The organism is Paracoccus actinidiae (assembly GCF_030863885.1).
GTDB classification, from domain to species: Bacteria; Pseudomonadota; Alphaproteobacteria; order Rhodobacterales; family Rhodobacteraceae; genus Paracoccus; species Paracoccus everestensis.
In genome coordinates this window covers 1,596,956-1,616,772 of record NZ_CP132956.1, presented here as the reverse complement: position 1 = coordinate 1,616,772, position 19,817 = coordinate 1,596,956, and the positions used below count along the sequence as shown (strand labels likewise).

General features: G+C 65.6%; 25 protein-coding genes and 1 tRNA gene. 10 read left to right on the top strand and 16 right to left on the bottom strand.

Annotated features, from left to right (window positions below; genetic code table 11):
- Positions 1 to 3: 3 nt before the first annotated feature.
- Positions 4 to 348 (top strand): DUF2934 domain-containing protein, encoded by a 345-nt coding sequence (locus tag Q5701_RS08170; RefSeq protein WP_306754770.1) that lies wholly within the window; start codon positions 4 to 6, stop codon positions 346 to 348.
- 35 nt (positions 349 to 383) lie between these two features.
- On the opposite strand, the gene Q5701_RS08165 is transcribed toward Q5701_RS08170, so the two are convergent.
- The 10 genes from Q5701_RS08165 to Q5701_RS08120 form a co-directional block, all read right to left on the bottom strand.
- On the bottom strand, positions 384 to 926 hold the full coding sequence (locus tag Q5701_RS08165; RefSeq protein WP_306754769.1) for a DsbE family thiol:disulfide interchange protein: 543 nt from the start codon (positions 924 to 926) through the stop codon (positions 384 to 386).
- Entirely contained in the window at positions 919 to 1,062 is a 144-nt protein-coding gene (ccmD, locus tag Q5701_RS08160; protein ID WP_234855339.1) for a heme exporter protein CcmD, read from the bottom strand. Before ccmD ends, Q5701_RS08165 begins: the two co-directional genes overlap by 8 nt.
- Positions 1,059 to 1,784, bottom strand: coding sequence for a heme ABC transporter permease (locus Q5701_RS08155; RefSeq protein WP_306754768.1), 726 nt, complete (start codon positions 1,782 to 1,784; stop codon positions 1,059 to 1,061). Before Q5701_RS08155 ends, ccmD begins: the two co-directional genes overlap by 4 nt.
- Positions 1,785 to 1,826: 42 nt before the next feature.
- Positions 1,827 to 2,483, bottom strand: coding sequence for a heme exporter protein CcmB (ccmB, locus tag Q5701_RS08150; protein ID WP_306754767.1), 657 nt, complete (start codon positions 2,481 to 2,483; stop codon positions 1,827 to 1,829).
- Positions 2,480 to 3,106: a heme ABC exporter ATP-binding protein CcmA gene (ccmA, locus tag Q5701_RS08145; protein WP_306754766.1), complete on the bottom strand. Its 627-nt coding sequence runs from the start codon at positions 3,104 to 3,106 to the stop codon at positions 2,480 to 2,482. The genes ccmB and ccmA overlap by 4 nt, the downstream gene beginning before the upstream one ends.
- Complete coding sequence (locus Q5701_RS08140; protein ID WP_306754765.1) at positions 3,103 to 3,456, bottom strand: Mth938-like domain-containing protein; 354 nt, start codon at positions 3,454 to 3,456, stop codon at positions 3,103 to 3,105. Before Q5701_RS08140 ends, ccmA begins: the two co-directional genes overlap by 4 nt.
- Positions 3,456 to 4,436: a protein translocase subunit SecF gene (gene secF / locus Q5701_RS08135; RefSeq protein ID WP_306754764.1), complete on the bottom strand. Its 981-nt coding sequence runs from the start codon at positions 4,434 to 4,436 to the stop codon at positions 3,456 to 3,458. The genes Q5701_RS08140 and secF overlap by 1 nt, the downstream gene beginning before the upstream one ends.
- A gap of 10 nt (positions 4,437 to 4,446) precedes the next feature.
- Complete coding sequence (secD, locus tag Q5701_RS08130) at positions 4,447 to 6,111, bottom strand: protein translocase subunit SecD (protein ID WP_306754763.1); 1,665 nt, start codon at positions 6,109 to 6,111, stop codon at positions 4,447 to 4,449.
- Positions 6,112 to 6,147: 36 nt separating this feature from the next.
- Complete coding sequence (yajC, locus tag Q5701_RS08125; RefSeq protein ID WP_234855332.1) at positions 6,148 to 6,483, bottom strand: preprotein translocase subunit YajC; 336 nt, start codon at positions 6,481 to 6,483, stop codon at positions 6,148 to 6,150.
- A gap of 122 nt (positions 6,484 to 6,605) precedes the next feature.
- Complete coding sequence (locus tag Q5701_RS08120) at positions 6,606 to 7,772, bottom strand: M20 aminoacylase family protein (protein WP_306754762.1); 1,167 nt, start codon at positions 7,770 to 7,772, stop codon at positions 6,606 to 6,608.
- Between the two features lie 61 nt (positions 7,773 to 7,833).
- On the opposite strand from Q5701_RS08120, the gene mazG reads away from it, so the two are divergent.
- Positions 7,834 to 8,652 (top strand): nucleoside triphosphate pyrophosphohydrolase, encoded by an 819-nt coding sequence (gene mazG / locus Q5701_RS08115; RefSeq protein WP_306754761.1) that lies wholly within the window; start codon positions 7,834 to 7,836, stop codon positions 8,650 to 8,652.
- Between the two features lie 60 nt (positions 8,653 to 8,712).
- Here the strand turns inward: mazG and dusA are convergent, their stop codons facing one another.
- From dusA to Q5701_RS08090, 5 genes are all read right to left on the bottom strand, one after another.
- Entirely contained in the window at positions 8,713 to 9,699 is a 987-nt protein-coding gene (gene dusA / locus Q5701_RS08110) for a tRNA dihydrouridine(20/20a) synthase DusA (protein ID WP_306754760.1), read from the bottom strand.
- 25 nt (positions 9,700 to 9,724) lie between these two features.
- Positions 9,725 to 9,799, bottom strand: a tRNA-Val gene (locus Q5701_RS08105).
- A 56-nt stretch (positions 9,800 to 9,855) separates the two neighbouring features.
- Positions 9,856 to 10,182, bottom strand: coding sequence for an HU family DNA-binding protein (locus Q5701_RS08100; protein WP_306754759.1), 327 nt, complete (start codon positions 10,180 to 10,182; stop codon positions 9,856 to 9,858).
- Between the two features lie 129 nt (positions 10,183 to 10,311).
- The gene (locus Q5701_RS08095) at positions 10,312 to 12,192 is read right to left on the bottom strand and encodes a DEAD/DEAH box helicase (protein ID WP_306754758.1); all 1,881 of its coding nucleotides are present in this window, start codon (positions 12,190 to 12,192) and stop codon (positions 10,312 to 10,314) included.
- A 156-nt stretch (positions 12,193 to 12,348) separates the two neighbouring features.
- Positions 12,349 to 12,600: a DUF2312 domain-containing protein gene (locus Q5701_RS08090; RefSeq protein WP_234855326.1), complete on the bottom strand. Its 252-nt coding sequence runs from the start codon at positions 12,598 to 12,600 to the stop codon at positions 12,349 to 12,351.
- A gap of 111 nt (positions 12,601 to 12,711) precedes the next feature.
- Here Q5701_RS08090 and Q5701_RS08085 point away from each other — a divergent pair, with 111 nt between their 5' ends.
- Complete coding sequence (locus Q5701_RS08085) at positions 12,712 to 12,936, top strand: hypothetical protein (protein WP_306754757.1); 225 nt, start codon at positions 12,712 to 12,714, stop codon at positions 12,934 to 12,936.
- Positions 12,936 to 13,385, top strand: a complete 450-nt coding sequence (gene dtd, locus Q5701_RS08080; RefSeq protein ID WP_306754756.1) for a D-aminoacyl-tRNA deacylase — start codon at positions 12,936 to 12,938, stop codon at positions 13,383 to 13,385. The genes Q5701_RS08085 and dtd overlap by 1 nt, the downstream gene beginning before the upstream one ends.
- Before the next feature lie 83 nt (positions 13,386 to 13,468).
- On the opposite strand, the gene Q5701_RS08075 is transcribed toward dtd, so the two are convergent.
- The gene (locus tag Q5701_RS08075) at positions 13,469 to 14,341 is read right to left on the bottom strand and encodes a calcium-binding protein (RefSeq protein WP_306754755.1); all 873 of its coding nucleotides are present in this window, start codon (positions 14,339 to 14,341) and stop codon (positions 13,469 to 13,471) included.
- 361 nt (positions 14,342 to 14,702) lie between these two features.
- Between Q5701_RS08075 and Q5701_RS08070 the strand changes: the two genes are divergently transcribed.
- The 6 genes from Q5701_RS08070 (at position 14,703) to Q5701_RS08045 (ending at position 19,814) form a co-directional block, all read left to right on the top strand.
- Positions 14,703 to 16,052: a DEAD/DEAH box helicase gene (locus Q5701_RS08070; RefSeq protein ID WP_373568629.1), complete on the top strand. Its 1,350-nt coding sequence runs from the start codon at positions 14,703 to 14,705 to the stop codon at positions 16,050 to 16,052.
- On the top strand, positions 16,021 to 16,188 hold the full coding sequence (locus Q5701_RS08065) for a hypothetical protein (RefSeq protein WP_306754754.1): 168 nt from the start codon (positions 16,021 to 16,023) through the stop codon (positions 16,186 to 16,188). The genes Q5701_RS08070 and Q5701_RS08065 overlap by 32 nt, the downstream gene beginning before the upstream one ends.
- A 127-nt stretch (positions 16,189 to 16,315) precedes the next feature.
- Positions 16,316 to 16,885 carry a thymidine kinase gene (locus Q5701_RS08060; protein WP_306754753.1) on the top strand — a complete coding sequence of 190 codons (570 nt, stop codon included), beginning with the start codon at positions 16,316 to 16,318 and terminating at the stop codon, positions 16,883 to 16,885.
- Between the two features lie 90 nt (positions 16,886 to 16,975).
- Positions 16,976 to 18,121 carry a D-alanyl-D-alanine carboxypeptidase family protein gene (locus Q5701_RS08055; protein WP_306754752.1) on the top strand — a complete coding sequence of 382 codons (1,146 nt, stop codon included), beginning with the start codon at positions 16,976 to 16,978 and terminating at the stop codon, positions 18,119 to 18,121.
- The gene (gene tmk, locus Q5701_RS08050; protein ID WP_306754751.1) at positions 18,121 to 18,717 is read left to right on the top strand and encodes a dTMP kinase; all 597 of its coding nucleotides are present in this window, start codon (positions 18,121 to 18,123) and stop codon (positions 18,715 to 18,717) included. Before Q5701_RS08055 ends, tmk begins: the two co-directional genes overlap by 1 nt.
- Positions 18,714 to 19,814 (top strand): DNA polymerase III subunit delta', encoded by a 1,101-nt coding sequence (locus Q5701_RS08045; protein WP_306754750.1) that lies wholly within the window; start codon positions 18,714 to 18,716, stop codon positions 19,812 to 19,814. The genes tmk and Q5701_RS08045 overlap by 4 nt, the downstream gene beginning before the upstream one ends.
- The last annotated feature ends 3 nt before the right edge of the window (positions 19,815 to 19,817 follow it).

Sequence of the window (19,817 nt, the reverse complement as noted above, 5' to 3'; positions counted from 1 at the left end):
GACATGGACCACGACCATCAGGACCGGATCAAGCAACGCGCCCATGAAATCTGGGAACGCGAGGGTCGCCCCGAAGGCCGGGATGCTGATCATTGGTCCCAGGCCGAACAGGAATTGAACAGCCAGACGGGCGAAGGCGACCAGACTGGTGGAGGCGATCAATCCAGCGGCGTTCAGCCGGGCGGCGGGCAGGAAAGCGGCAGCGGGCAAGCAGGCAAGAGTACCCGGAAAAACCAAAGCCAGCCGGATGCGGCAGACGCCATGGCGGGCAAGACACCGAAGAAAACCCGGAAGTCGGCAAAAACGGCAGCCTCGGCTTCGACCCCTTATCTGAACGACGGGCCGTAAGGGCGCTTTGTGCCCTCCCCCTTTCTGGGGTGGGCCTAATCCTCGGCTGCCAAGGCTTTTTCAAGTTCCGGCAGGAAGCGTCCGGTGTAATCCTCTCGGACCAGGGGACCGGCAAAGCGGTAAAGGATCGTCCCGTCCCCGTCGACAATAAAGGTTTCCGGCGGGGCGGTGACGCCCCAGTCGATGGCGGCCCGCCCCTTGGGATCGGTGGAGATGGCGGCATAGGGATCGCCATCCTGATCCAGGAAGGCCAGCGCATTGGCATCGTTGTCGCGCAGATCGACGCCATAGACCGGCATCCGCTGGGCCAGATCGGTCAGCGTCGGATGTTCGGCGCGGCAAGGCGGGCACCAGCTGGCCCAGAAGTTCACCAGCTTTACCCCCGGCTGGCGCAGCATCTCGTCTGTCAGTTGGGTCTTTCCAGGCAGCGTCGTCAGGGGAACGGCGGGCGCCTGACGCCCCACCATGGCCGAGGGCAGCGTGTTCGGATCGTCACGCCCCATGCCCCACAGGAACATTCCGGCCAAAGCGGCGAAAGCCAAGGGCGGAACGGCGACAAGCGGTGAAATCCTAGCCACGGTTTTCCTGCCTTTCCAAAGCGCGCCGCGCGCGGGCATTGGCGGCCAGCGTATGCCAGATCAGCCCGCCCAGCAGGCCCAGCGACAAGCCATAGGCACCCATGACCGCGCCCGCATATTTACCCAACTCGATCATGCGCGCATTTCCCTTGCTTGCAGCGCGGCCAGTCGCCGCTTGCGGATTTCGGTGCGGGTGCGGATCAGCAGCAGCGACAGGAACAGCAGGCCAAAGCCCAGCATCGTCAGATACAGCGGGTATCGGTAAACCGCGCTCATCCTTTCGCCCGGCTGGACGGACAGGCTGGCGCCCTGGTGCAGGCCCTGGTTCCAGAAAAACACGGCATAGCGCGACAACAGGGCAAAGACCGACCCGACCAGGCACAGGACGGCGGTCAGGTCGGCGGCGCTGTCGGGATCGTCGATGGCGGACCACAGCGCGATATAGCCGATATAGAACAAGAGCAGGATCAGGAAACTGGTCAGCCGCGGATCCCATTCCCACCAGGTGCCCCACATCGGCTGGCCCCAGACCGCCCCGGTGATCAGCCCGATCAGCGTCATCACCGCACCGATGGGGGCTGCGGCCTTGGCGGCAAGCGCGCTGACATGATGGCGGCGGATCAGCCAGATCAGCGACGCCACCAGCATCATGACCCAGATGTTGATCGCCATCATCGCGGCGGGGACGTGCAGGAAGACGATCTTGACTGTCGATCCCTGGCGGAAATCTTCGGGCGTGAGGAAGCCCCAGATCAGCCCCGTGACGGTGCAGACCGCGGCCCCTGCGACGACCCATGGCAGGATCGCGCCCGAGGTGCGCATGAACTTGACAGGGTTGGCGTATTCCCAGATCGACATGACTAATCCCCTAGCGCCCGCGCCGTTCCGGCTCAAGCCGGTTCACCGCAGATTGACCCGCAGCGCGGCGGCTGCGGCAAAAGGTATCACGGCCAGCACGCCCGCCGTGATGCCCGCCAGAAACAGCAGCGGCGGTCCCATGTCGCCGCCCTCTTGCCCGCGCCGGATCATCTCGGTCCCGAAGATCAGTGTCGGGATATAAAGCGGCAGCACCAGCAACGACAAAAGCAGCCCCCCGCGCCGCAATCCCACCGTGACGGCCGCCCCGAAAGCGCCCAGCATCGACAGCGCGGGCGTGCCCAGAGCCAGCGACGCCAGCAGCGGCGGGATGGCGGCAGGGGGCAGGTGCAGCAGGATGCCGAACAGCGGCGCGGCCAGGATCAACGGCAGCCCGGTGGTGATCCAGTGCGCAAGCGCCTTGACCGCCACCGCCCCTTCCAGCGGCAGGGGGGATGTCGCCAGCAGGTCCAGGCTGCCATCCTCGTAATCCAGCGCGAAGACGCGGTCCAGCGACAAAAGGCAGGCCAGCAGCGCGCCCAACCACAGGATGCCCGGCGCGATGGGTTGCAGCGCGCTGGTGTCCGGGCCGACGCCAAAGGGGACAAGCGCGCACAGGATCAGGAAGAAGGCGACGCCAAGTCCGAACCCGCCCCCCGCGCGCACCGCAAGCGACAGGTCGCGCCGCAACAGGGCAATCATGCGAAAGCCTCGTTGAAGCCCGCGGGACGGGCGGCGCTGTCAGCTTTCGCGCGGTACGGTGTCAGGTCCAGCACCTGCGCTTCCAATCCCAGATCGATATGGGTGGCGATCAGCGCCGCCCCGCCCTGATCCAGATGGGTGCGCACCACATCGGCAAAGCGCGCGACGGATGCCGCATCCAGCGACACGGTCGGTTCGTCCAGCACCCACAGCGGACGGCGTGAAACCAGCAGGCGCGCAAGGCCCAGACGCCGCTTCTGCCCTGCCGACAGGGCCGCGGCAGGACGGTCGGCCAGGGCGGCAAGGTCCATGGCATCCATTGCGCCGATCACATCGCCGCCGCCAAAGACCTGCGCCCAAAAGACCAAGTTCTCGGTCACGGTCAGCGCGCCTTTCAGGCCGTCGGCATGGGCGGCATAGGCGACAGCGTCATCGGGCATCTCGATCCGGCCCGTCACTGTGGGCTGCAGGCCCGCGACCGTGCGCAGCAGCGTCGTCTTGCCGATGCCATTCGGCCCGCGCAGGATCAGCGCCTGCCCCGTAGCCAGGGTAAAGGACACCCCTTCCACCGTCCGCAATCCCCCGCGCGAGACGGCAAGGTCATGGACGGACAGCAATGTCACAGGGGCAGCAAGGCGCAGGCGACGCGCCGCCCCTCGGACAGGGTGACGTTATAGGAGCGCGCGGCAGTGGGAGAGGCCATGGGTTCGACGGCAATCCCCGCCTCGCGCAGGGTGGCGATCAGATCGGCGGGGGCATGGGCGACATCCGCCCCCATGCCCAGGAACAAGACGTCCACCTGCCCCGCCAGGGCCATCAGCGCGGCGCGGTCATCCAGTCCGCCCCAGGCCCCGGCGCTTGTGGCCGTGACCAGCACGGGGCCGTGATACACCGTCCTGCCAACCCGGAAAAAGCCTGGGCCATAGCTGTCCACAGCCATCGCCCCGCCAAAATCGGTGGGCGTCAGCTTCATCAGGGACGTTCCGCGTTTTCGAACGGGGACGCCGCCAGCTTCGGATCCTTCTTAGACCAGTCGCGCTTGACGCCAAGCCACAGCACGATGTTCTTGGCGACATAGATCGTGGAATAACAGCCGACGATCACCCCGAACAGCATGGCGATCACGAAGTCGCGGATCACGTCGCCGCCAAAGATCAGCATCGCGGTCAGGGCGATACCGGTGGTCACGGCGGTCATGATAGTGCGCGACAGCGTTTCGTTGGTCGTCTGGTTCATCAGGTCGATCAAGGGCCGCGTCTTGTACTTCATCAGGTTTTCCCGCAGCCGGTCAAAGACCACGACCGTGTCGTTGCAGGAAAAGCCCAAGGTCGTCAGAAGCGCGGCAATGGTCGTCAGGTCGAACTTCAACTGAAACAGCGAGAACAGCCCGACCGTCAGCAGGACGTCATGGATCAGCGACACGACGGCCCCGACCGAAAACTGCCATTCGAAGCGCAGCCAGATATAGGCCATGATGCCCAGGCAGGCGGCCCCCACCGCATAGAAGGCCGTCTTTATCAATTCGCCCGACACCTTCGGACCGACAGATTCGACGGATGCAAAGGTAATCTGCGGATCGACCTCGTGCAGCGCAGCCTCGATCTGGTTCAACTGCTCGGGGCTGACAGAGCCGGTCTCGTCCGTGGTGCCGATGCGGATCATGGCGACATGGCGATCGCTGCCGAAGCTGGGATCGAACACCTCGGTGATGGCAAGGTCGCTGAAGCCCAAGTCGTCAAGGGCTTCGCGGTAATCGCCAACCTCGAAGGCGGTGGGGCTTTCGGTGCGGATGGTGGTGCCGCCCTTGAAGTCGATGCCGAAGTTCAGCCCCATCGTGAAGATCAGGATGACCGATGCCACCATAGCTGCCATCGACGCGCCGAAGGTCAGAAATTGCCAGCGGAAGAAGTTGATGTTGGTATTGTCGGGGACAAGTTTCAGACGGAATGCCATATCGGTCCCCTTACAGGATCAGTTCTTTGGGCTTGCGCCATTCCAGCCACCAGATGATCATCAGCCGCGTCAGGAAGATGGCGGTGAAGACCGAGGTGACAAGCCCGATGGTCAGCGTCACGGCAAAGCCCTTGACCGGGCCAGAACCCAGGAAGAACATCACCGCCGCCGCGATGAAGGACGTGACGTTCGCGTCGATGATCGCGCTCATCGCCTCGTCGAAGCCGTCGCTGATGGCCTTGGCCACGCGTTTGCCCGCGCGCAATTCCTCGCGGATGCGTTCATAGATGATGACGTTGGCATCCACCGCCGTGCCCACCGTCAGTACGATCCCGGCGATGCCCGGCAAGGTCAGCGTGGCGCCCATGATCGACATAATCGACAGGATCAGGACCACGTTCAGGACCACCGACACCGAGGCAAAGGCCCCGAACAGCCCATAGCTGGCGATCATATAGGCGACCACCGCCGCCGTGGCGATGACCGACGACAGGCGGCCCGCGTCGATGCTGTCCTGGCCCAGTTCCGGGCCGATGGTGCGTTCTTCCAGGAAATCCAGTTGCGCAGGCAACGCGCCCGCACGCAGCAGCACGGCCAACTGGTTCGCGCCCTCGAAATCCATGGAACCCGAGATTTGGCCGGTTCCGCCCGGAATGGCCGACCGGATCACCGGGGCCGAGATCACTTGGTTGTCCAGAACGATTGCAAAGGGCTGGCCGATATTGGCCGACGTATAGGCGCCGAACTTGCGCGCGCCGGTCGGGTTGAAGGTGAAATCAACGGCGGGCTGGCCGTTCGGATCCGTTCCCGGCATCGCATTGGTCAATTCCTCGCCGGTAACGACGGGGCTTTCTTCCAGCGTGTAATAGATGCCTTCCTGATCGGCGGCAGGCAGGATGACCTGGCCCACGCCCGGCCGCGCCTGCGGATCAGTGCCGGTAGCGACGACCGAATTGAAGGTCAGCTTGGCCGTGGTGCCGATCAGCGCCTTGAGTTCCTCGGCCGAGCCGATGCCCGGCACCTGGATCAGGATGCGGTCTGCGCCCTGACGGACAATGGTCGGTTCGCGTGTGCCGACCTCGTCCACGCGGCGTCGGATGATTTCCACGCTTTGCTGGACGGTGCGGTCGTCGGTCACGGCCTTTTCGGCGTCCGACAACTGGATGGTAAACGTGTTGCCCTGCTGCTGGATCGCCAGGCTTTGCTGGCCCGCGCCGGTCAGGGTCGTGACGGGCGTGGAAAAGCCGCGCACGATTTCGGTGGCGCGGGCGATCCCGTCGGCGTTCTCGACCTCGATCTTCAGGGTGCCTTCGGGGGACGGCAGGCGGCGGATCGCGCCCAGGGTCGCGCGTTCGTCAGCCAGGGCGCGGCGCAGTTCGGGCCACAGCGCGTCCATGCGCGCCTTGTGAACCTCGGCCACGCGCACCTCTCCCAGAAGATGGGCGCCGCCGCGCAGATCCAGGCCAAGCGCCACGACGGAACTGGGCAGCCAGCCGGGCCAGGCATCGCGGGCGGCGGCAAGCTCGGGCGTCTCGACGCCGTTGCGCTCGATCTCGGCCAGGGCGTCGTTATGGGATTCGACCCGTTGATAGAACAGGTTTGGCACGGCAAAGCCGATGCCCAGGACGCAAAGCCCGACGATCAGGATGCGTTTCCAACGGTCGATCTGAAGCATCTTTGCCGAAGCCCTTGAATGGTAATAGGAAAAGCGTCAGGCGTTCGCGGCGACGGGTTCGGTCTTGTTCAAGACCTGGGATACCGTGCTGCGCACCACGCGAACGCGGACGCCGGTCGCGATCTCGACCTCCAGCTCCTCGTCGCGGACGGATGCGACCTTGCCGATGATGCCGCCCGAAGTAACGACCTGATCGCCCTTTTTCACAGCCGCGACCATTTCGCGGTGCTGCTTGACGCGCTTTTGCTGCGGGCGGATCATCAGGAAATACATGATCGCAAAGATCAGGATCAGCGGGATGAACTGCGCAAAGGCTGCGGTGGGGCTTGCACCGCCTGCGGCGGCCTGGGCATAGGCGGGGGATACGAGCATGGCTATCCTTTCGGCTGTCATGGCGGTCGAACCCGCCCGGATTGGCGCGCAACCTATCGCCGCGGCCCGGGCTTGGCAAGGAAGGCCGGGCGCGTGGCCCGCGACGAACAGGATCGTGAACGTCAGCGCGACAAGGGCTGCGCGCGCTCGACAAGGCGCGCAAGGAAGCTTGCCCCGACCGGAGAGATTTCGTCGTTGAAATCATAAGCCGGGTGATGGACGCCCGCAGTGTCGCCCTGTCCGATGAACAGGTAGCAGCCGGGCCGTTCGTTCAGCATATAGCTGAAATCCTCGGCCCCCATTTCCCGCCCGGCATCGCTCAGGACATTCTCATGTCCCAGGATTTCCTGGGCGACCCCCACGGCAAAGGCGGTCTGGCCGGGGTCGTTGACGGTGGCCGGATAGCCTTCGACGTAATCCAGCCGGATCGTCACGTCATAGGCCGCGCCCTGCCCGTCGCAGATCTGCTCCATGCGGCGGCGCACCATGTCGCGCACATGGGGCGCAAAGGTCCGCACCGTGCCGCAGACATAGGCGCCGTCGGGAACGATGTTGTCCGCGCTGCCCGTGTGGATTTGCGTGACCGACAGGGCAAGGTCGTCCAGGGCGTAATGGTTGCGGCTGGAAATCGTCTGGATCGCGTTCACCACGGCCACGGCGGCCACGACGGGGTCGGCGGTCAGATGCGGCATCGCGCCATGCCCGCCCCGGCCCTGGACGTGGATTTCGAACGTATCTACCGCCGCCATGATCGGTCCGGGCGTGGTGGTCATTATGCCCACGGGCAGGCCGGGGGTGTTGTGCATCGCAAAGACATTGGTGATGGCAAACCGGTCCATCATCCTGTCCTGGACCATCGCTTGGCCGCCCCCGCCGTTTTCCTCGGCCGGCTGGAAGATCAGCGCGACGCGTCCCGCAAAATTGCGGGTTTCAGCCAGGTATCGCGCGGCGCCCAGCAGCATGGTCGTATGCCCGTCATGGCCGCAGGCGTGCATCCGCCCCGGAACGGTCGAGGCGTAGTCAAGGCCGGTTGCCTCGTCCATCGGCAGGGCGTCCATGTCCGCGCGCAGGCCGATGGTCGGCCCCGGACCTTGCCCCTCGATGATGGCGACAAGCCCGGACTTGCCGATCCCGTCGTGGATTTCGTCCACCCCGAACTCGCGCAACCGTTCGGCCACGAAGGCGGCGGTCTGATAGCATTCGAAGCCCAGTTCGGGATGCTGGTGCAGGTGACGCCGCCACTGGATCATGTCGCCGGAAAATTCGGCAATGCGGTTCACGACGGGCATGTGGACTAACGACCTTGGCTGTGGCAATGGCCCATCAGGACAGAAGCGAGGGGAAATCGCAATGACCGAAGACACGCGCCGCGACGCCAGCGCCGAGATCGCCCGCCTGATCGACATCATGGCGCAATTGCGTGACCCCCGGACCGGCTGCCCCTGGGATGTCGAACAGGATTTCGCATCCATCGCGCCCTACACGATCGAGGAAGCGCACGAGGTCTCGGATGCCATAGACCGGCAGGCCTGGGCCGAATTGCCGGGCGAACTGGGCGACCTGCTGTTGCAGGTGGTCTTTCACGCGCAGATGGCGGACGAGGCCGGAATGTTCGATTTCGCCGATTGCGCAGCAGCAATTTCCGAGAAGCTGGTTTTCCGCCACCCCCATGTCTTCGGCACCGAGAACCGCGACAAGTCCGCCGAACAGCAGGTCAAGGATTGGGAAGCGATCAAGGCCATCGAACGCGCGGGCAAGGCCGAAGCAGGCACGCTTGACGGCGTGGCGATGGGTCTGCCCGCGCTGACCCGTGCCGTGAAGCTGCAGAACCGTGCCGCCCGCGTGGGCTTCGACTGGCCCGGCTCCGCCGAGGTTCTGGACAAGATCGCCGAGGAAACCGCCGAACTGGTCGAAGCACGCGACAGCCTTGGCCCCGACGCGCGCGAGGAAGAATTCGGCGACCTTTTGTTCGTCATGGCGAACCTGGCGCGGCATCTGAAGATCGACCCGGAACAGGCGCTGCGTCGGGCGAATTCGAAATTTACCCGGAGGTTCGAGGCCATCGAGGCCGCCTTGGCTGCCCAGGGACGCCGCCCCGAGGACAGCGACCTGGCCGAGATGGACCGGCTGTGGGATCAGGCCAAGGCGGCCGAAAAGGCGGCAGAGTAAGGGGCTTTGCCCCTCGGCCCCGTGCCGGGGCCTCACCCCAGGATATTTTGGTGAAGAAGATCAGGCTGCCAGTTGCGTGACCTGGCGCAGGGCCGCGTCATAAACCTCGATCCCGCCCTTGGAGGCGCCTTCGGACAAGGTGCGTTTCCAGCCCCGCGCCCCTGGCATCCCGTGGAACAGCCCCAGCATATGCCGCGTGACCTGATGCAGCCGCCCGCCTGCCGCCAGATGCCGGGCGATATAAGGGCGCATTGCCTGGGCGACCTGTTCCGGCCTGTCGAAGGGAGGGGTGTCGCCCCACAGACGGTCTGCCCCGCCCAGGATGTCCCAAGGCTGGTGATAGGCCGCGCGGCCCACCATCACCCCGTCCATGAGCCGCAAGTGATCGCGGACTGCGTTGAAGCTGCCGATCCCGCCGTTGACCGACAGGTGCAAGGCGGGGAATTCCTGCTTCATCCGGTGGACCAGGGAATAATCCAGTGGCGGAATGTCGCGGTTTTCCTTGGGACTCAGCCCCTGCAGCCAGGCCTTGCGCGCGTGGATCGCAATGCGCCGCACGCCCGCCCCGCGCATGCTGTCCAGAAAGGCCGGCAGCACATCATCGGGCACCTGATCATCCACGCCGATGCGGCATTTCACCGTGACCTCGACCGGGCTGGCGTCCATCATCCGCGCCACGCAACCGGCGACCAGGTCAGGCGTCTTCATCAGGACCGCGCCGAAGCAGCCCGATTGCACTCTGTCGCTGGGGCAGCCGACGTTCAGGTTGATCTCGTCATAGCCCCAGTCGCCTGCGATCCGCGCGGCCTGCGCCAGTTCCGCCGGATCCGAACCACCCAGTTGCAGGGCTACCGGATGTTCGGCGGCGTCGTAATCCAGCAGCCGGGGCCGGTCGCCATAAACGATGGCAGGTGCCGTGACCATTTCCGTATAAAGCAGGGTCCGGCGGGACATGATCCGGTGAAAGACGCGGCAATGCCGGTCCGTCCAGTCCATCATCGGTGCAACGGACAAGGTCGCTGCGTTCGTGACAAAGGTTTTCATCATCTGACGAACGCGCAAAAGGAAAAGGTGGTGGGTGATAACGGATTTGAACCGCTGACATCTTCGATGTGAACGAAGCGCTCTACCGCTGAGCTAATCACCCGTGGGCGCAGCATCTAGCAGGGGCACAGGGTGATCGCAAGGGCGAATCGGCCGATTTCACTCGGCCGAAGGGTGGACGGATTGCCGGATGCTGGACGGGCGGCGGCGCAGGCGCAGGGTGATGATTTCGCCCCCCCGCTGGTCACGCTCTAGGTTCACGCGGGCGCGGCCCAGGGGCGGGACGGCCAGCGTCTCGCCCGCAGACAGGGCCTTGCCAAGCTGGGCCAGCGTCGCCTCGATGATGGGGCGGGCGTCGGCCTTCTTTGCCCCGCTGGCGGCGACCACACGGTCCACGAAATCCTTTTTCTGAAGAACATGCGCAGGCTGCGGGTTGCGAGGAACCGTTCCCGAGTCCTTGCCGGGGGGGAAAACACGCTTAATCATCACACACTCCACCAAAACGGGAATACGAGGTCCAGCGTGAGACTTGTTTGACCCAAGGTCAACATTATTCGTTAACTTCTACCGCAGGTTGCGCGAAGGCACCCCCAAGCCGGGGAGGCCGCGCAGCCGTCAGTGGTCGCCCTTGCGCGGCTTGCCGCCCTTCTTGGGGGCGGCGAATTTTGCGCCGCGATCCTTGGCTGCGCCGGGCTTGGATGCACCCGCCCTGAACCCGCCCGGCTTGTCAAAGGATCCGGCCGCGCGCGGTGGCTTGCCGCCCTTTGCAGCACGATCCTCGGGGGTCCAGCGGGCCTTGCGGGGCTTGGCTGCCGGATCGGCTGGCGCCTCGGCTTGGGACGGCTTCTTCCAGTCGCCCTCGGGCTTGCGGCGGGCGGGGCGCGGATCGGCCGCGCGGGGGGCGCGGTCAAGATCGGGTTCGCCATCCAGGCGGCGCATGGTCAGGCCCGGCTCAAGTTCCATCGTCTTGCCGAACTGGCCTGCCTGCGCCACGGCGATCTGGACGAAGCTTTCGTCCCCGCGCACGCGGATGGCGCCGATGGCGTCGCGGGTGATGCCGCCGCCATCACAGATCTTGGGCAGAAGCCAGCGGGCCTCGGCCCGGCCCGTATGTCCGACCGACAGCGAGAACCAGACGGATTCGCCGAACGGCGGGCGTTCGCGTGCAGCGGCAGGGGCGGTGCTGCCTTGATGCAGCACCGTCAGTTCCTCGGGCGCGGGACGGCCTTCGCGCCACAGATGGATAAAGGCCTGGGCCAGCCGGGGGGCACCGAAGCGGTCCAGCAGCATCTGGGCCATCGCGGCATCATCCTCCGCCCCTTCCTTCAGGGCGGGATGATCCAGCATCCGGGTGTCGTCCTGCGCGCGAACCTCGTCGGCGGACGGCGCCGGTCCCCATTCGGCGTCCACGCGTGCACGCTTCAGCAGCATTTGCGCCTTGCGCAGGTCGGCGGGCGTCACGATCAGGGCCGACACGCCCTTGGCTCCTGCACGGCCGGTCCGGCCCGACCGATGCAGCATCGTGTCCGAATTGGTGGGCAGGTCGGCATGGATCACCAGTTCCAGCCCCGGCAGGTCGATCCCCCGCGCGGCCACGTCAGTCGCCACGCAGACCTGCGCCCGCCCGTCGCGCAACGCCTGCAAGGCATGGGTGCGTTCCTGCTGGCTCAGTTCCCCGGACAGCGCGACGGCCTTGAAGCCGCGATTGGCCATGCGGGCCAGAAGGTGGTTCACGTTGGCCCGCGTCTTGCAGAAGATGATCGCGGTTTGCGCCTCGTGCAGGCGCAGGAGGTTGAAGATCGCGGGCTCGCGGTCGCGTGCGGCAACGGTGAAGGCGCGGTATTCGATATCGACGTGCTGGCGCGATTCGCCCTGGGCCATGATGCGCAGAGCATCGTCCTGGAATGTGCGGGCCAGTTGTTCGATCGCAGGCGGCACGGTGGCCGAAAACATCAGCGTGCGCCGTTCCTCGGGCGCGGATTGCAGGATGAACTCCAGATCCTCGCGGAAACCCAGATCCAGCATCTCGTCCGCCTCGTCAAGAACGGCGACGCGCAGGGCGGTCAGGTCCAGCGACCCGCGTTCGATGTGGTCGCGCAGGCGGCCGGGGGTGCCCACGACGATATGGGCGCCTCGTTCCAGGGCACGGCGTTCGCCCCGGTAATCCATGCCGCCGACGCAGGTGGCAATGCGGGCGCCCGCATCGGCGTAAAGCCAGGACAGTTCCGCGGCGACCTGCAAGGCAAGCTCTCGGGTCGGCGCGATGGCCAGGCCCAGCGGCGCAGAAGCGTCGGGCAGCGTGTCGCCGTCAAGCAGTTGCGGCGCAATGGCCAGGCCGAATGCCACGGTCTTGCCCGACCCGGTCTGGGCCGACACCAGCAGGTCGCGGCCATCGGCAGCGCTTTCCAGGACCGCCTGCTGAACCGAGGTAAGGCTGGCATAGCCCTTGGCTGCCAGGGCCGCAGCCAAGGGCGCGGCTATTGTGTTGTTTGTCATGTCTTCGCCAGAATGGGGGTGCGGACACCCGTGAAGGCACCGCGATCCTTGCGACAGACATCTCCCAAGCCCGCCGCCCCGGAAATCCGAAGCCGAAAGGGCGCTTCTAGACAGACCGGGGGCAAAAGTCAAAGGAATAAAGGCCGTGCGTGGCCTTTAGCCCATGCCGAGGGCCTGCTTGTACATTTCCAGGATCGCTTCTTCCTCGGCGATGTCGTCGCGGTCGCGCTTGCGCAGGGCGACGATCTTTTTCATCACCTTGGTGTCATAGCCACGGGCCTTCGCCTCTCCCATCACTTCCTTCTGGCGTTCGGTGATGTCCTTCTTTTCCGCCTCCAGCTGCTCGAATTGTTCGATGAACTGGCGCAGCTCATCGGCCGCGACGCTGTATGCCTGATCATCCATCATGGGGTGTCCTTCCGCTTGATCCTGCCCGTTCTTGGCGGCATCTGTTAGGCGGTCTTGCCGGGAGGCGCAATCGCCGCTAGGGCGCGGGATGGATATTGGCGGAGTGATCCGATGACGGTCTTTGACGGGTTGATCTGGGGTGGCGCCGTGCTGACGCTGGCGGGGGTTGCGGCGCTGATCTGGTGCATCCTGGCAGTGGCGCGCGCGCGCCGGGCGGGCCTGCACGACGCCGCGCTGCGCGACCGGATGCGGCCCGTGCTGGCGGTCAACATGGGCGCCCTGGCGCTGTCGATGATCGGGCTGCTGCTGGTCATCACCGGGATCGTGCTGGGCTGATGCGCGCCCTGGTCCAACGCGTGACAGAAGCCTCGGTCGAGGTGGACGGCGCCGTCGTCGGGCAGACCGGTCCGGGCCTGCTGGTGCTGGTCTGCGCCATGGCAGGGGATGACGAGGACGGCGCCGACCGGCTGGCCCTGCGCGTGGCCAAGCTGCGCATCTTCCGCGACGACGGGGGCCGCATGAACCGATCCCTGCTGGACATGGGCGGCGGCGCCCTGGTCGTCAGCCAGTTCACCCTGGCGGCCGACACCCGCACCGGCAACCGCCCTGGCTTTTCATCCGCTGCCGCACCGGACGACGGGCGGCGGCTTTACGAACGCTTCGCCGCCAGCCTTGCCGCGCAGGGGGTTACGGTCGAAACCGGCCGCTTTGGCGCCGACATGACGGTGCGGCTGGTCAATGACGGGCCGGTGACGATCTGGCTGGACACGGCCGACCGGGCCTAGAGCAGAAAATCGGTGGCGCCCAGTCGCGTCGCATCGTCCACCCAAATCTCGAAATCGGCGGTCTTGTTGCCATTCGTGTCGCCCTAGACCAGAACTCCATCGGTCTGCTTGACATACCAGACCGAATGCGCGGCGGCCTTGGTGCCGGCAAAGGCAAAGGCTTGGTTTCCGCCCCGCCCAGCATGGGCGTCGATGCCCGACAGGTCGATGTCATCCTGGCCCGCCCGGAACTGCAGGATCGTGTCGCGCTGCGACCCGCGCACGCTGTCACCGGTGCTGCGGAAGACGAAGACATCCCGCGCGGTGTCCAGACCGGCCAGCATCCGGTCCTGGCCCGCGCCGCCTTCCAGCGTGTCTGCCCCGCCGCCGCCTTCCAGCCGGTCCTTGCCCGTCCCGCCCCGCAACTGGTCCTGCCCGTCGCCAGCCACAAGCCTGTCGATGCCGGACCCTCCGTCCAGCACGTCATTGCCCGAACCGCCGATCAGCGTGTCATTGCCGCCATGCCCGAACATCCGGTCATGGCCTGCCCATCCCTCGAACCGGTCGTCAAAGGCGCTGAGGTTGACGGTGTCGTTCCCTGCCATCATCGAGGCGAACACAGCCCGGTCGTCGGCATCTCCGGGTGTCAGCCCGGCATCATAGAGCTTTGCTGCGGAGACGGACACATCCTGGGCGATCCAGATCATGTCACCGTCATAGATTTCTTCCGTTATTGCGGTCACGGTTCCCTGGATAACCGTGCCCCACGAATTGAAGCCGAAGCCCCTGCCCAGGACCGAAATCATAAGGTCGTTCTGCAAGTCCCATCCGTTGATAGAATAGATGTCTTGATACGTCCGGCCTTCATACCGGAGGTCGATGTCCTCGTAGAAGAAATCCTCAAAAAAATGGCGGGAATAGAAGTTGAGATCGAGCATCTGGCTGTCGATGCCGTAATATGCCTTAACGGTCGCCATGACCCACACTCCTGAAAAACGTAAGCTGGAACAAAGTCAAAGCGGCTTTGTCTGCACATCTTGCCATTGGCGGAGAAGCCTTGCCACTGCCATTGTTAAACATCGTTAACAAATTGGCAGGCCTGCCGGTACGACTTGACTTTCACGTCAAACCGCCCCATGTGGGGTCCAGCCGATGCCTGCTGCCGCGTGAGCAGCCGCGTTTTACGCCCAAGGGTCCGGCACCTCATTCCAGTTTCCCATTCACGCGGGGAGGCTTGCGGGCATCCTCGTATCGCGCCCGCATCCCTGCTGAACGCCGCGCATTGGTCGCGGCCATTGCCTTGCGTCCGATACGGGGGACGGGGCACGAAAGCCTTTGATGGACAACAATACCCGCCGCCCAGCACGCGGCCACAAACCGAAGCCCCGCACCGCGCCCCATTTCGACGCGAACGAAGGCCGTCGGGCGCCCGCGCGCGAACCGCTGCCCACCGGTCCCTTTGCGGACATGGGCATCGACCACCGCATCAACGCCAATATCGCCGCCATCGGACTGACCAAGCCCACGCCGATCCAGGACCAGGCGATCCCCGCGATCGTTCAGGGACGCGACGTGCTGGGACTGGCCCAGACGGGCACGGGCAAGACGGCGGCTTTCGGTCTGCCGATGCTGACCCGGCTGATCAATTTCGGCAAGAAGCCCGATCCCAAGACCTGCCGCGCGCTGATCCTTGCGCCGACCCGCGAACTGGCGACCCAGATCGCCACCAATATCGACGCCTATGCCGAAGGCACGCCGATCCGGTCGTTCCGCGTCGTCGGCGGCGCATCCATCAACACCCAGACCGAGCGTCTGTCGCGTGGCGTCGATGTGCTGATCGCCACACCGGGCCGTCTGATGGACCTGATCGAGCGCCGCGCGATCAGCCTCGAGGCCACCACCTATCTGGTGCTGGACGAGGCCGACCAGATGCTGGACATCGGTTTTATCCACACCCTGCGCAAGATCGCCCGGATGCTGCCCAAGGAACGCCAGACGCTGATGTTCTCGGCCACCATGCCGAAGCTGATGTCGGAACTGTCGGATACCTATCTAACGGATCCGGTCCGGGTCGCCGTGAACCCTCCGGGGCAGGCGGCCAAGCAGATCGAGCAGGGCGTGCATTTCGTGGGCCAGGGCGACAAGGCGACTCTGCTGGCGGAATACCTGTCCAAGCACACGGATGAACTGGCCATGGTCTTTGGCCGCACCAAGCATGGGTGCGAAAAGCTGGCCAAGCTACTGGAGAAGTGGGGCTTTGCCGTGGCCGCGATCCATGGCAACAAAAGCCAGGGCCAGCGGGAACGCGCGCTTGACGCCTTCCGCAAGGGGCAGACGCGGGTGCTGGTCGCAACCGACGTGGCCGCGCGGGGCCTGGATATTCCCGAGGTCGCGCATGTCTATAACTATGACCTGCCGAACGTGCCGGAAAACTATGTCCACCGGATCGGGCGCACCGCGCGCGCGGGCCGCGATGGCCGCGCCGTGGCGTTGTGCGCGCCTGCCGAGGTTGGCGAACTGCGCGCCATCGAGAAGGCCATGAAAGCCGCGATTCCGGTGATCGGCGGTGAGGTTCCGGTGGGTCCGGTCCCTTCGGCCCGTCCGCAGGGCGGTCGTGGTTCGGGCATGGGCAAGCCGATGGGTCATCGAGAAGGCCATGAAAGCCGCGATTCCGGTGATCGGCGGTGAGGTTCCGGTGGGTCCGGTCCCTTCGGCCCGTCCGCAGGGCGGTCGTGGTTCGGGCATGGGCAAGCCGATGGGTGCGGGTGCAAACAAGCGTCCGGCCCGCCGCCCGTCGCGTCAGCCGAAAAGCCGTATGGCGTAAGGCCGGGGGACTTCACGTCCCCCGGACCCCCTGTGGGATATTTGAATGAAGAAGAAGCCGCCGGGTTCGCGCCCGGCGGCTTTTTCGCAAGCCTTGATGCCGTCCGGGTCCGGCGTTATCTGGCGGCATGGCCAAGCTGTATTTCCATTATTCGACAATGAACGCGGGCAAAAGCACGCTGCTGTTGCAAGCGTCCTATAACTATCGCGAACGGGGAATGGACACGCTGTTGCTGACCGCCGCCCTGGACAGCCGCGCGGGCCGGGGCCGCATCGCCAGCCGCATCGGCATCGGGGACGATGCGCTGACCTTCGACGCGGAAACCGACATGGCCGCGTTGATCGGGGACCGCCCGGGCTGCGCTTGCGTCTTTGTGGACGAGGCGCAGTTCCTGACCCCGGCCCAGGTCTGGCAACTGGCGCGCGTGGCCGACGACCTGCATATCCCCGTCATGTGCTATGGCCTGCGCGTCGATTTCCGGGGCGAGCTGTTTCCCGGATCGGCAACCCTTCTGGCCTTGGCCGACGATCTGCGCGAAGTCCGCACCATCTGCCATTGCGGGCGCAAGGCCACCATGGTGATCCGCCGCGACGAAGGAGGCCGCGCGATAACCGAGGGCGCGCAGGTCCAGGTCGGGGGCAACGAGACCTATGTGTCCCTGTGCCGCCGCCACTGGCGCGAGGCGACGGGCAACTGAGCATCAATTCTATTGGAAGCTGTATCGCCCGCGTTGCGACAGCCCTGGCCTTGCTGTAACCATCGGCCCCAAACAGGCAAAGGATCTTCCATGCGCGCGTTCCTGCTGCGGCTTCTCGCCCTTTTGTGTCTGGCCGCCCCGGTGCAGGCGTTCGAAACAACCGCGACATCTGCCTGGGTCTATGACGTGAACACCAGCACCGTGCTGATGTCCAAGAATGCCGAAGCGCCGATCCCGCCCGCATCCATGTCCAAGCTGATGACGCTGTACATGGTGTTCGAGGCGCTGGAGAACGGCCGCCTGAAACTGACAGACACCCTGCCCGTGTCCACGAAGGCCTGGCAGATGGGCGGATCCAAGATGTTCGTGGAACCCCGCGACACGCCGACAGTGGAACAACTGATCAAGGGCGTGATCGTGCTGTCCGGCAATGACGCCTGCGTGGTCCTGGCGGAAGGGCTGGCAGGAACCGAGGAAGCCTTTGCCCGCCAGATGACCGAGCGTGGCAAGACCTTGGGCCTGAAACATTCGGTCTTCAGGAACTCGACCGGCTGGCCTGCCGAGGGCCATGTCATGTCGGCCGAGGATCTGGGGATGCTGGCCATGCACCTGATCCAGGATTTCCCGCAATATTACGGCGATTTTTCCTTGACCGAATTCCGCTATATGGACCGGGTGCCATCGAACCGCTTCAACCGCAACCCGATCCTGAAGCTGGACATCGGCGCGGACGGCCTGAAGACCGGCCATACGCAGGAAGCGGGCTATGGCCTGGTCGGATCCGCCGTCCAGAACGGGCGCCGGGTGATTTTTGTCATCAGCGGACTGCAAAGCGAAACCGCGCGGGCCGAGGAATCCGAACGCCTTGTCAACTGGGCCTTCCGCCAGTTCAGCATGGAAACCCTGGTGCCTGCCGGGGATACGGTGCTGGAGGCTCCGGTCTGGCTGGGTACTGCGGCCCGGATCGGAATGACCACCAGGGACGGCGTCAACGTGCTGGTGCCCGCCGGATCCAAGGATCAGGTCAAGGTCGAGGCCGTGTACGATTCTCCCATTCCCGCCCCCATCGCCAAGGGCGACCAGATCGGTCGCCTGGTCGTGACCGTCCCTGGCGCGCAGGATGCCATCACCCCCCTGCTGGCCGCCGAGGATGTGCCCGAAGCAGGTTTCGCAGGCCGGATGAAGGGCGCCGTCATGCGCCTGGGCCACAAGGCGGTCGAGGCCGCAGGCCTTTGATGTTCATCAGCTTCGAGGGGATCGACGGCTGCGGCAAGTCCACCCAGGCCCGCCTGCTGGCCGATGCCCTGCGCAGCGACGGCCGCAAGGTCGTCCTGACCCGCGAACCGGGCGGCAGCCCGGGGGCCGAGGAGATCCGACGCCTTTTGGTGGAAGGCGCGGGCGAACGCTGGTCGGCGGAAACCGAATGCCTGCTGTTCACCGCCGCCCGCCGCGATCACTTGGAACGAACGATCCGCCCCGCCCTGGATGCCGGGAACACCGTCATCACCGACCGATTTGCCGACAGCACCCGCGTTTACCAGGGTGCCACGCGCGGCGATCTGCGCGGGCTTGTGGACCGGATGCACGACCTTGCGATCGGGGTCGAGCCTGACCTGACCTTTGTGATCGACCTGGACCCGGCGACCGCCCTTGGCCGGGGCAATGCGCGCGGCGGGGCCGAGGACCGCTTCGAAAGCCTGGGCCTGGATTTTCAGAAACGGCTGGCAGAAGGCTTTCGCGCCCTGGTCCGGGAATTTCCCTTGCGCGTCCGGCTGATCGACGGCAGCGGCAGCGCGGGCGATGTCGCAGCCCGCATCCGGGCCGCGTTGTGAAGGCCGATCCCGACGACATTCCCGAACCCGACCGCGTGCCGGGGGTCCCCCATCCGCGCCACACCGACCGGGTGATCGGCCAGGACAGGGCCATTGCGGAATTCATGGACGCCGCCCAGGGCGGACGCCTGCACCATGCCTGGCTGCTGACCGGCCCGCGTGGCGTGGGCAAGGCCACGCTGGCTTGGGCCATCGCCCGCTGGATGCTGGGGACCGGTTCCTTTGGCACCACCGACACGCCCGAGGCGCGGCGCATCGCCGCCTTGTCCGAACCCCGTCTGCATCTGGTCCGCCGCCCTTGGGACGACAAGGCAGGCCGCCTGTCAGCGCAGATAACGGTCGATGAAATCCGGCGGCTGCTGTCATTCTTCCACCTGTCGGCTGCCGAGGGCGGGCGCCGTGTCGCCATCATCGACGCCGCCGACGACATGAACCCCAATGCCGCCAACGCCCTTTTGAAGGTATTGGAGGAACCGCCCGCAGACGCGTTGATCCTGATCGTCGCCCACCAGCCTGCGGGTCTTTTGCCGACCATCCGGTCCCGCTGCCGCACCCTGCGCCTGTTGCCGCTGGATCCCACGCGGATGGGAAACGTGCTGGCCCATCTGGGGATCGACGACGATGCCGAGGCGCTGGCCGCCTTGTCCGACGGTTCGGTGGGCGAGGCTCTGCGATTGGCGGGCCAGGGAGGCCTTGACCGTTACCAGCAACTGACCGAACTGATGTCCACCCTGCCTCGACTGGACCGTCCTCTGGCCGCCGCCTTTGCCGAGGGTGCCTCGGGGCGGGCGGGGGTCGATGGCGATCCTTTCGACCTGACGATGACGGTGCTGGACCGCTTTCTGGCCCGGACTGCCCGAGCGGGCCTGATGGGTGCCCCCCTGCCCCAGGCCACGCGGGGCGAGGGCGCGCTGCTGGCCCGCCTGTCCCCCGACGACACGGCTGCGCGCGCCTGGGCCGATGCGCAGGCGCGGCTGTCGGCCCGCGCCCGGACCGGGCGGGCGGTCAACCTTGACCCCGCCGCGCTGGTGATGGATATGCTGATCGAACTGGCGCATCTGCCGCCCGCGCGATCCGCCCCGCCAGCCAAAGGTTGATCC

What these genes read in the sequence shown, in the direction of transcription:
- Q5701_RS08170 (WP_306754770.1), top strand. Translation starts at nt 4, where the DNA reads ATGGACCACGACCATCAGGACCGGATCAAGCAACGCGCCCATGAAATC.
- ccmD (WP_234855339.1), bottom strand. Translation starts at nt 1,062, where the DNA reads ATGATCGAGTTGGGTAAATATGCGGGCGCGGTCATGGGTGCCTATGGC.
- Q5701_RS08155 (WP_306754768.1), bottom strand. Translation starts at nt 1,784, where the DNA reads ATGTCGATCTGGGAATACGCCAACCCTGTCAAGTTCATGCGCACCTCG.
- ccmB (WP_306754767.1), bottom strand. Translation starts at nt 2,483, where the DNA reads ATGATTGCCCTGTTGCGGCGCGACCTGTCGCTTGCGGTGCGCGCGGGG.
- Q5701_RS08140 (WP_306754765.1), bottom strand. Translation starts at nt 3,456, where the DNA reads ATGAAGCTGACGCCCACCGATTTTGGCGGGGCGATGGCTGTGGACAGC.
- secF (WP_306754764.1), bottom strand. Translation starts at nt 4,436, where the DNA reads ATGGCATTCCGTCTGAAACTTGTCCCCGACAATACCAACATCAACTTC.
- secD (WP_306754763.1), bottom strand. Translation starts at nt 6,111, where the DNA reads ATGCTTCAGATCGACCGTTGGAAACGCATCCTGATCGTCGGGCTTTGC.
- yajC (WP_234855332.1), bottom strand. Translation starts at nt 6,483, where the DNA reads ATGCTCGTATCCCCCGCCTATGCCCAGGCCGCCGCAGGCGGTGCAAGC.
- Q5701_RS08120 (WP_306754762.1), bottom strand. Translation starts at nt 7,772, where the DNA reads ATGCCCGTCGTGAACCGCATTGCCGAATTTTCCGGCGACATGATCCAG.
- mazG (WP_306754761.1), top strand. Translation starts at nt 7,834, where the DNA reads ATGACCGAAGACACGCGCCGCGACGCCAGCGCCGAGATCGCCCGCCTG.
- dusA (WP_306754760.1), bottom strand. Translation starts at nt 9,699, where the DNA reads ATGATGAAAACCTTTGTCACGAACGCAGCGACCTTGTCCGTTGCACCG.
- Q5701_RS08100 (WP_306754759.1), bottom strand. Translation starts at nt 10,182, where the DNA reads ATGATTAAGCGTGTTTTCCCCCCCGGCAAGGACTCGGGAACGGTTCCT.
- Q5701_RS08095 (WP_306754758.1), bottom strand. Translation starts at nt 12,192, where the DNA reads ATGACAAACAACACAATAGCCGCGCCCTTGGCTGCGGCCCTGGCAGCC.
- Q5701_RS08090 (WP_234855326.1), bottom strand. Translation starts at nt 12,600, where the DNA reads ATGATGGATGATCAGGCATACAGCGTCGCGGCCGATGAGCTGCGCCAG.
- Q5701_RS08085 (WP_306754757.1), top strand. Translation starts at nt 12,712, where the DNA reads ATGACGGTCTTTGACGGGTTGATCTGGGGTGGCGCCGTGCTGACGCTG.
- dtd (WP_306754756.1), top strand. Translation starts at nt 12,936, where the DNA reads ATGCGCGCCCTGGTCCAACGCGTGACAGAAGCCTCGGTCGAGGTGGAC.
- Q5701_RS08075 (WP_306754755.1), bottom strand. Translation starts at nt 14,341, where the DNA reads ATGGCGACCGTTAAGGCATATTACGGCATCGACAGCCAGATGCTCGAT.
- Q5701_RS08070 (WP_373568629.1), top strand. Translation starts at nt 14,703, where the DNA reads ATGGACAACAATACCCGCCGCCCAGCACGCGGCCACAAACCGAAGCCC.
- Q5701_RS08065 (WP_306754754.1), top strand. Translation starts at nt 16,021, where the DNA reads ATGAAAGCCGCGATTCCGGTGATCGGCGGTGAGGTTCCGGTGGGTCCG.
- Q5701_RS08060 (WP_306754753.1), top strand. Translation starts at nt 16,316, where the DNA reads ATGGCCAAGCTGTATTTCCATTATTCGACAATGAACGCGGGCAAAAGC.
- Q5701_RS08055 (WP_306754752.1), top strand. Translation starts at nt 16,976, where the DNA reads ATGCGCGCGTTCCTGCTGCGGCTTCTCGCCCTTTTGTGTCTGGCCGCC.
- tmk (WP_306754751.1), top strand. Translation starts at nt 18,121, where the DNA reads ATGTTCATCAGCTTCGAGGGGATCGACGGCTGCGGCAAGTCCACCCAG.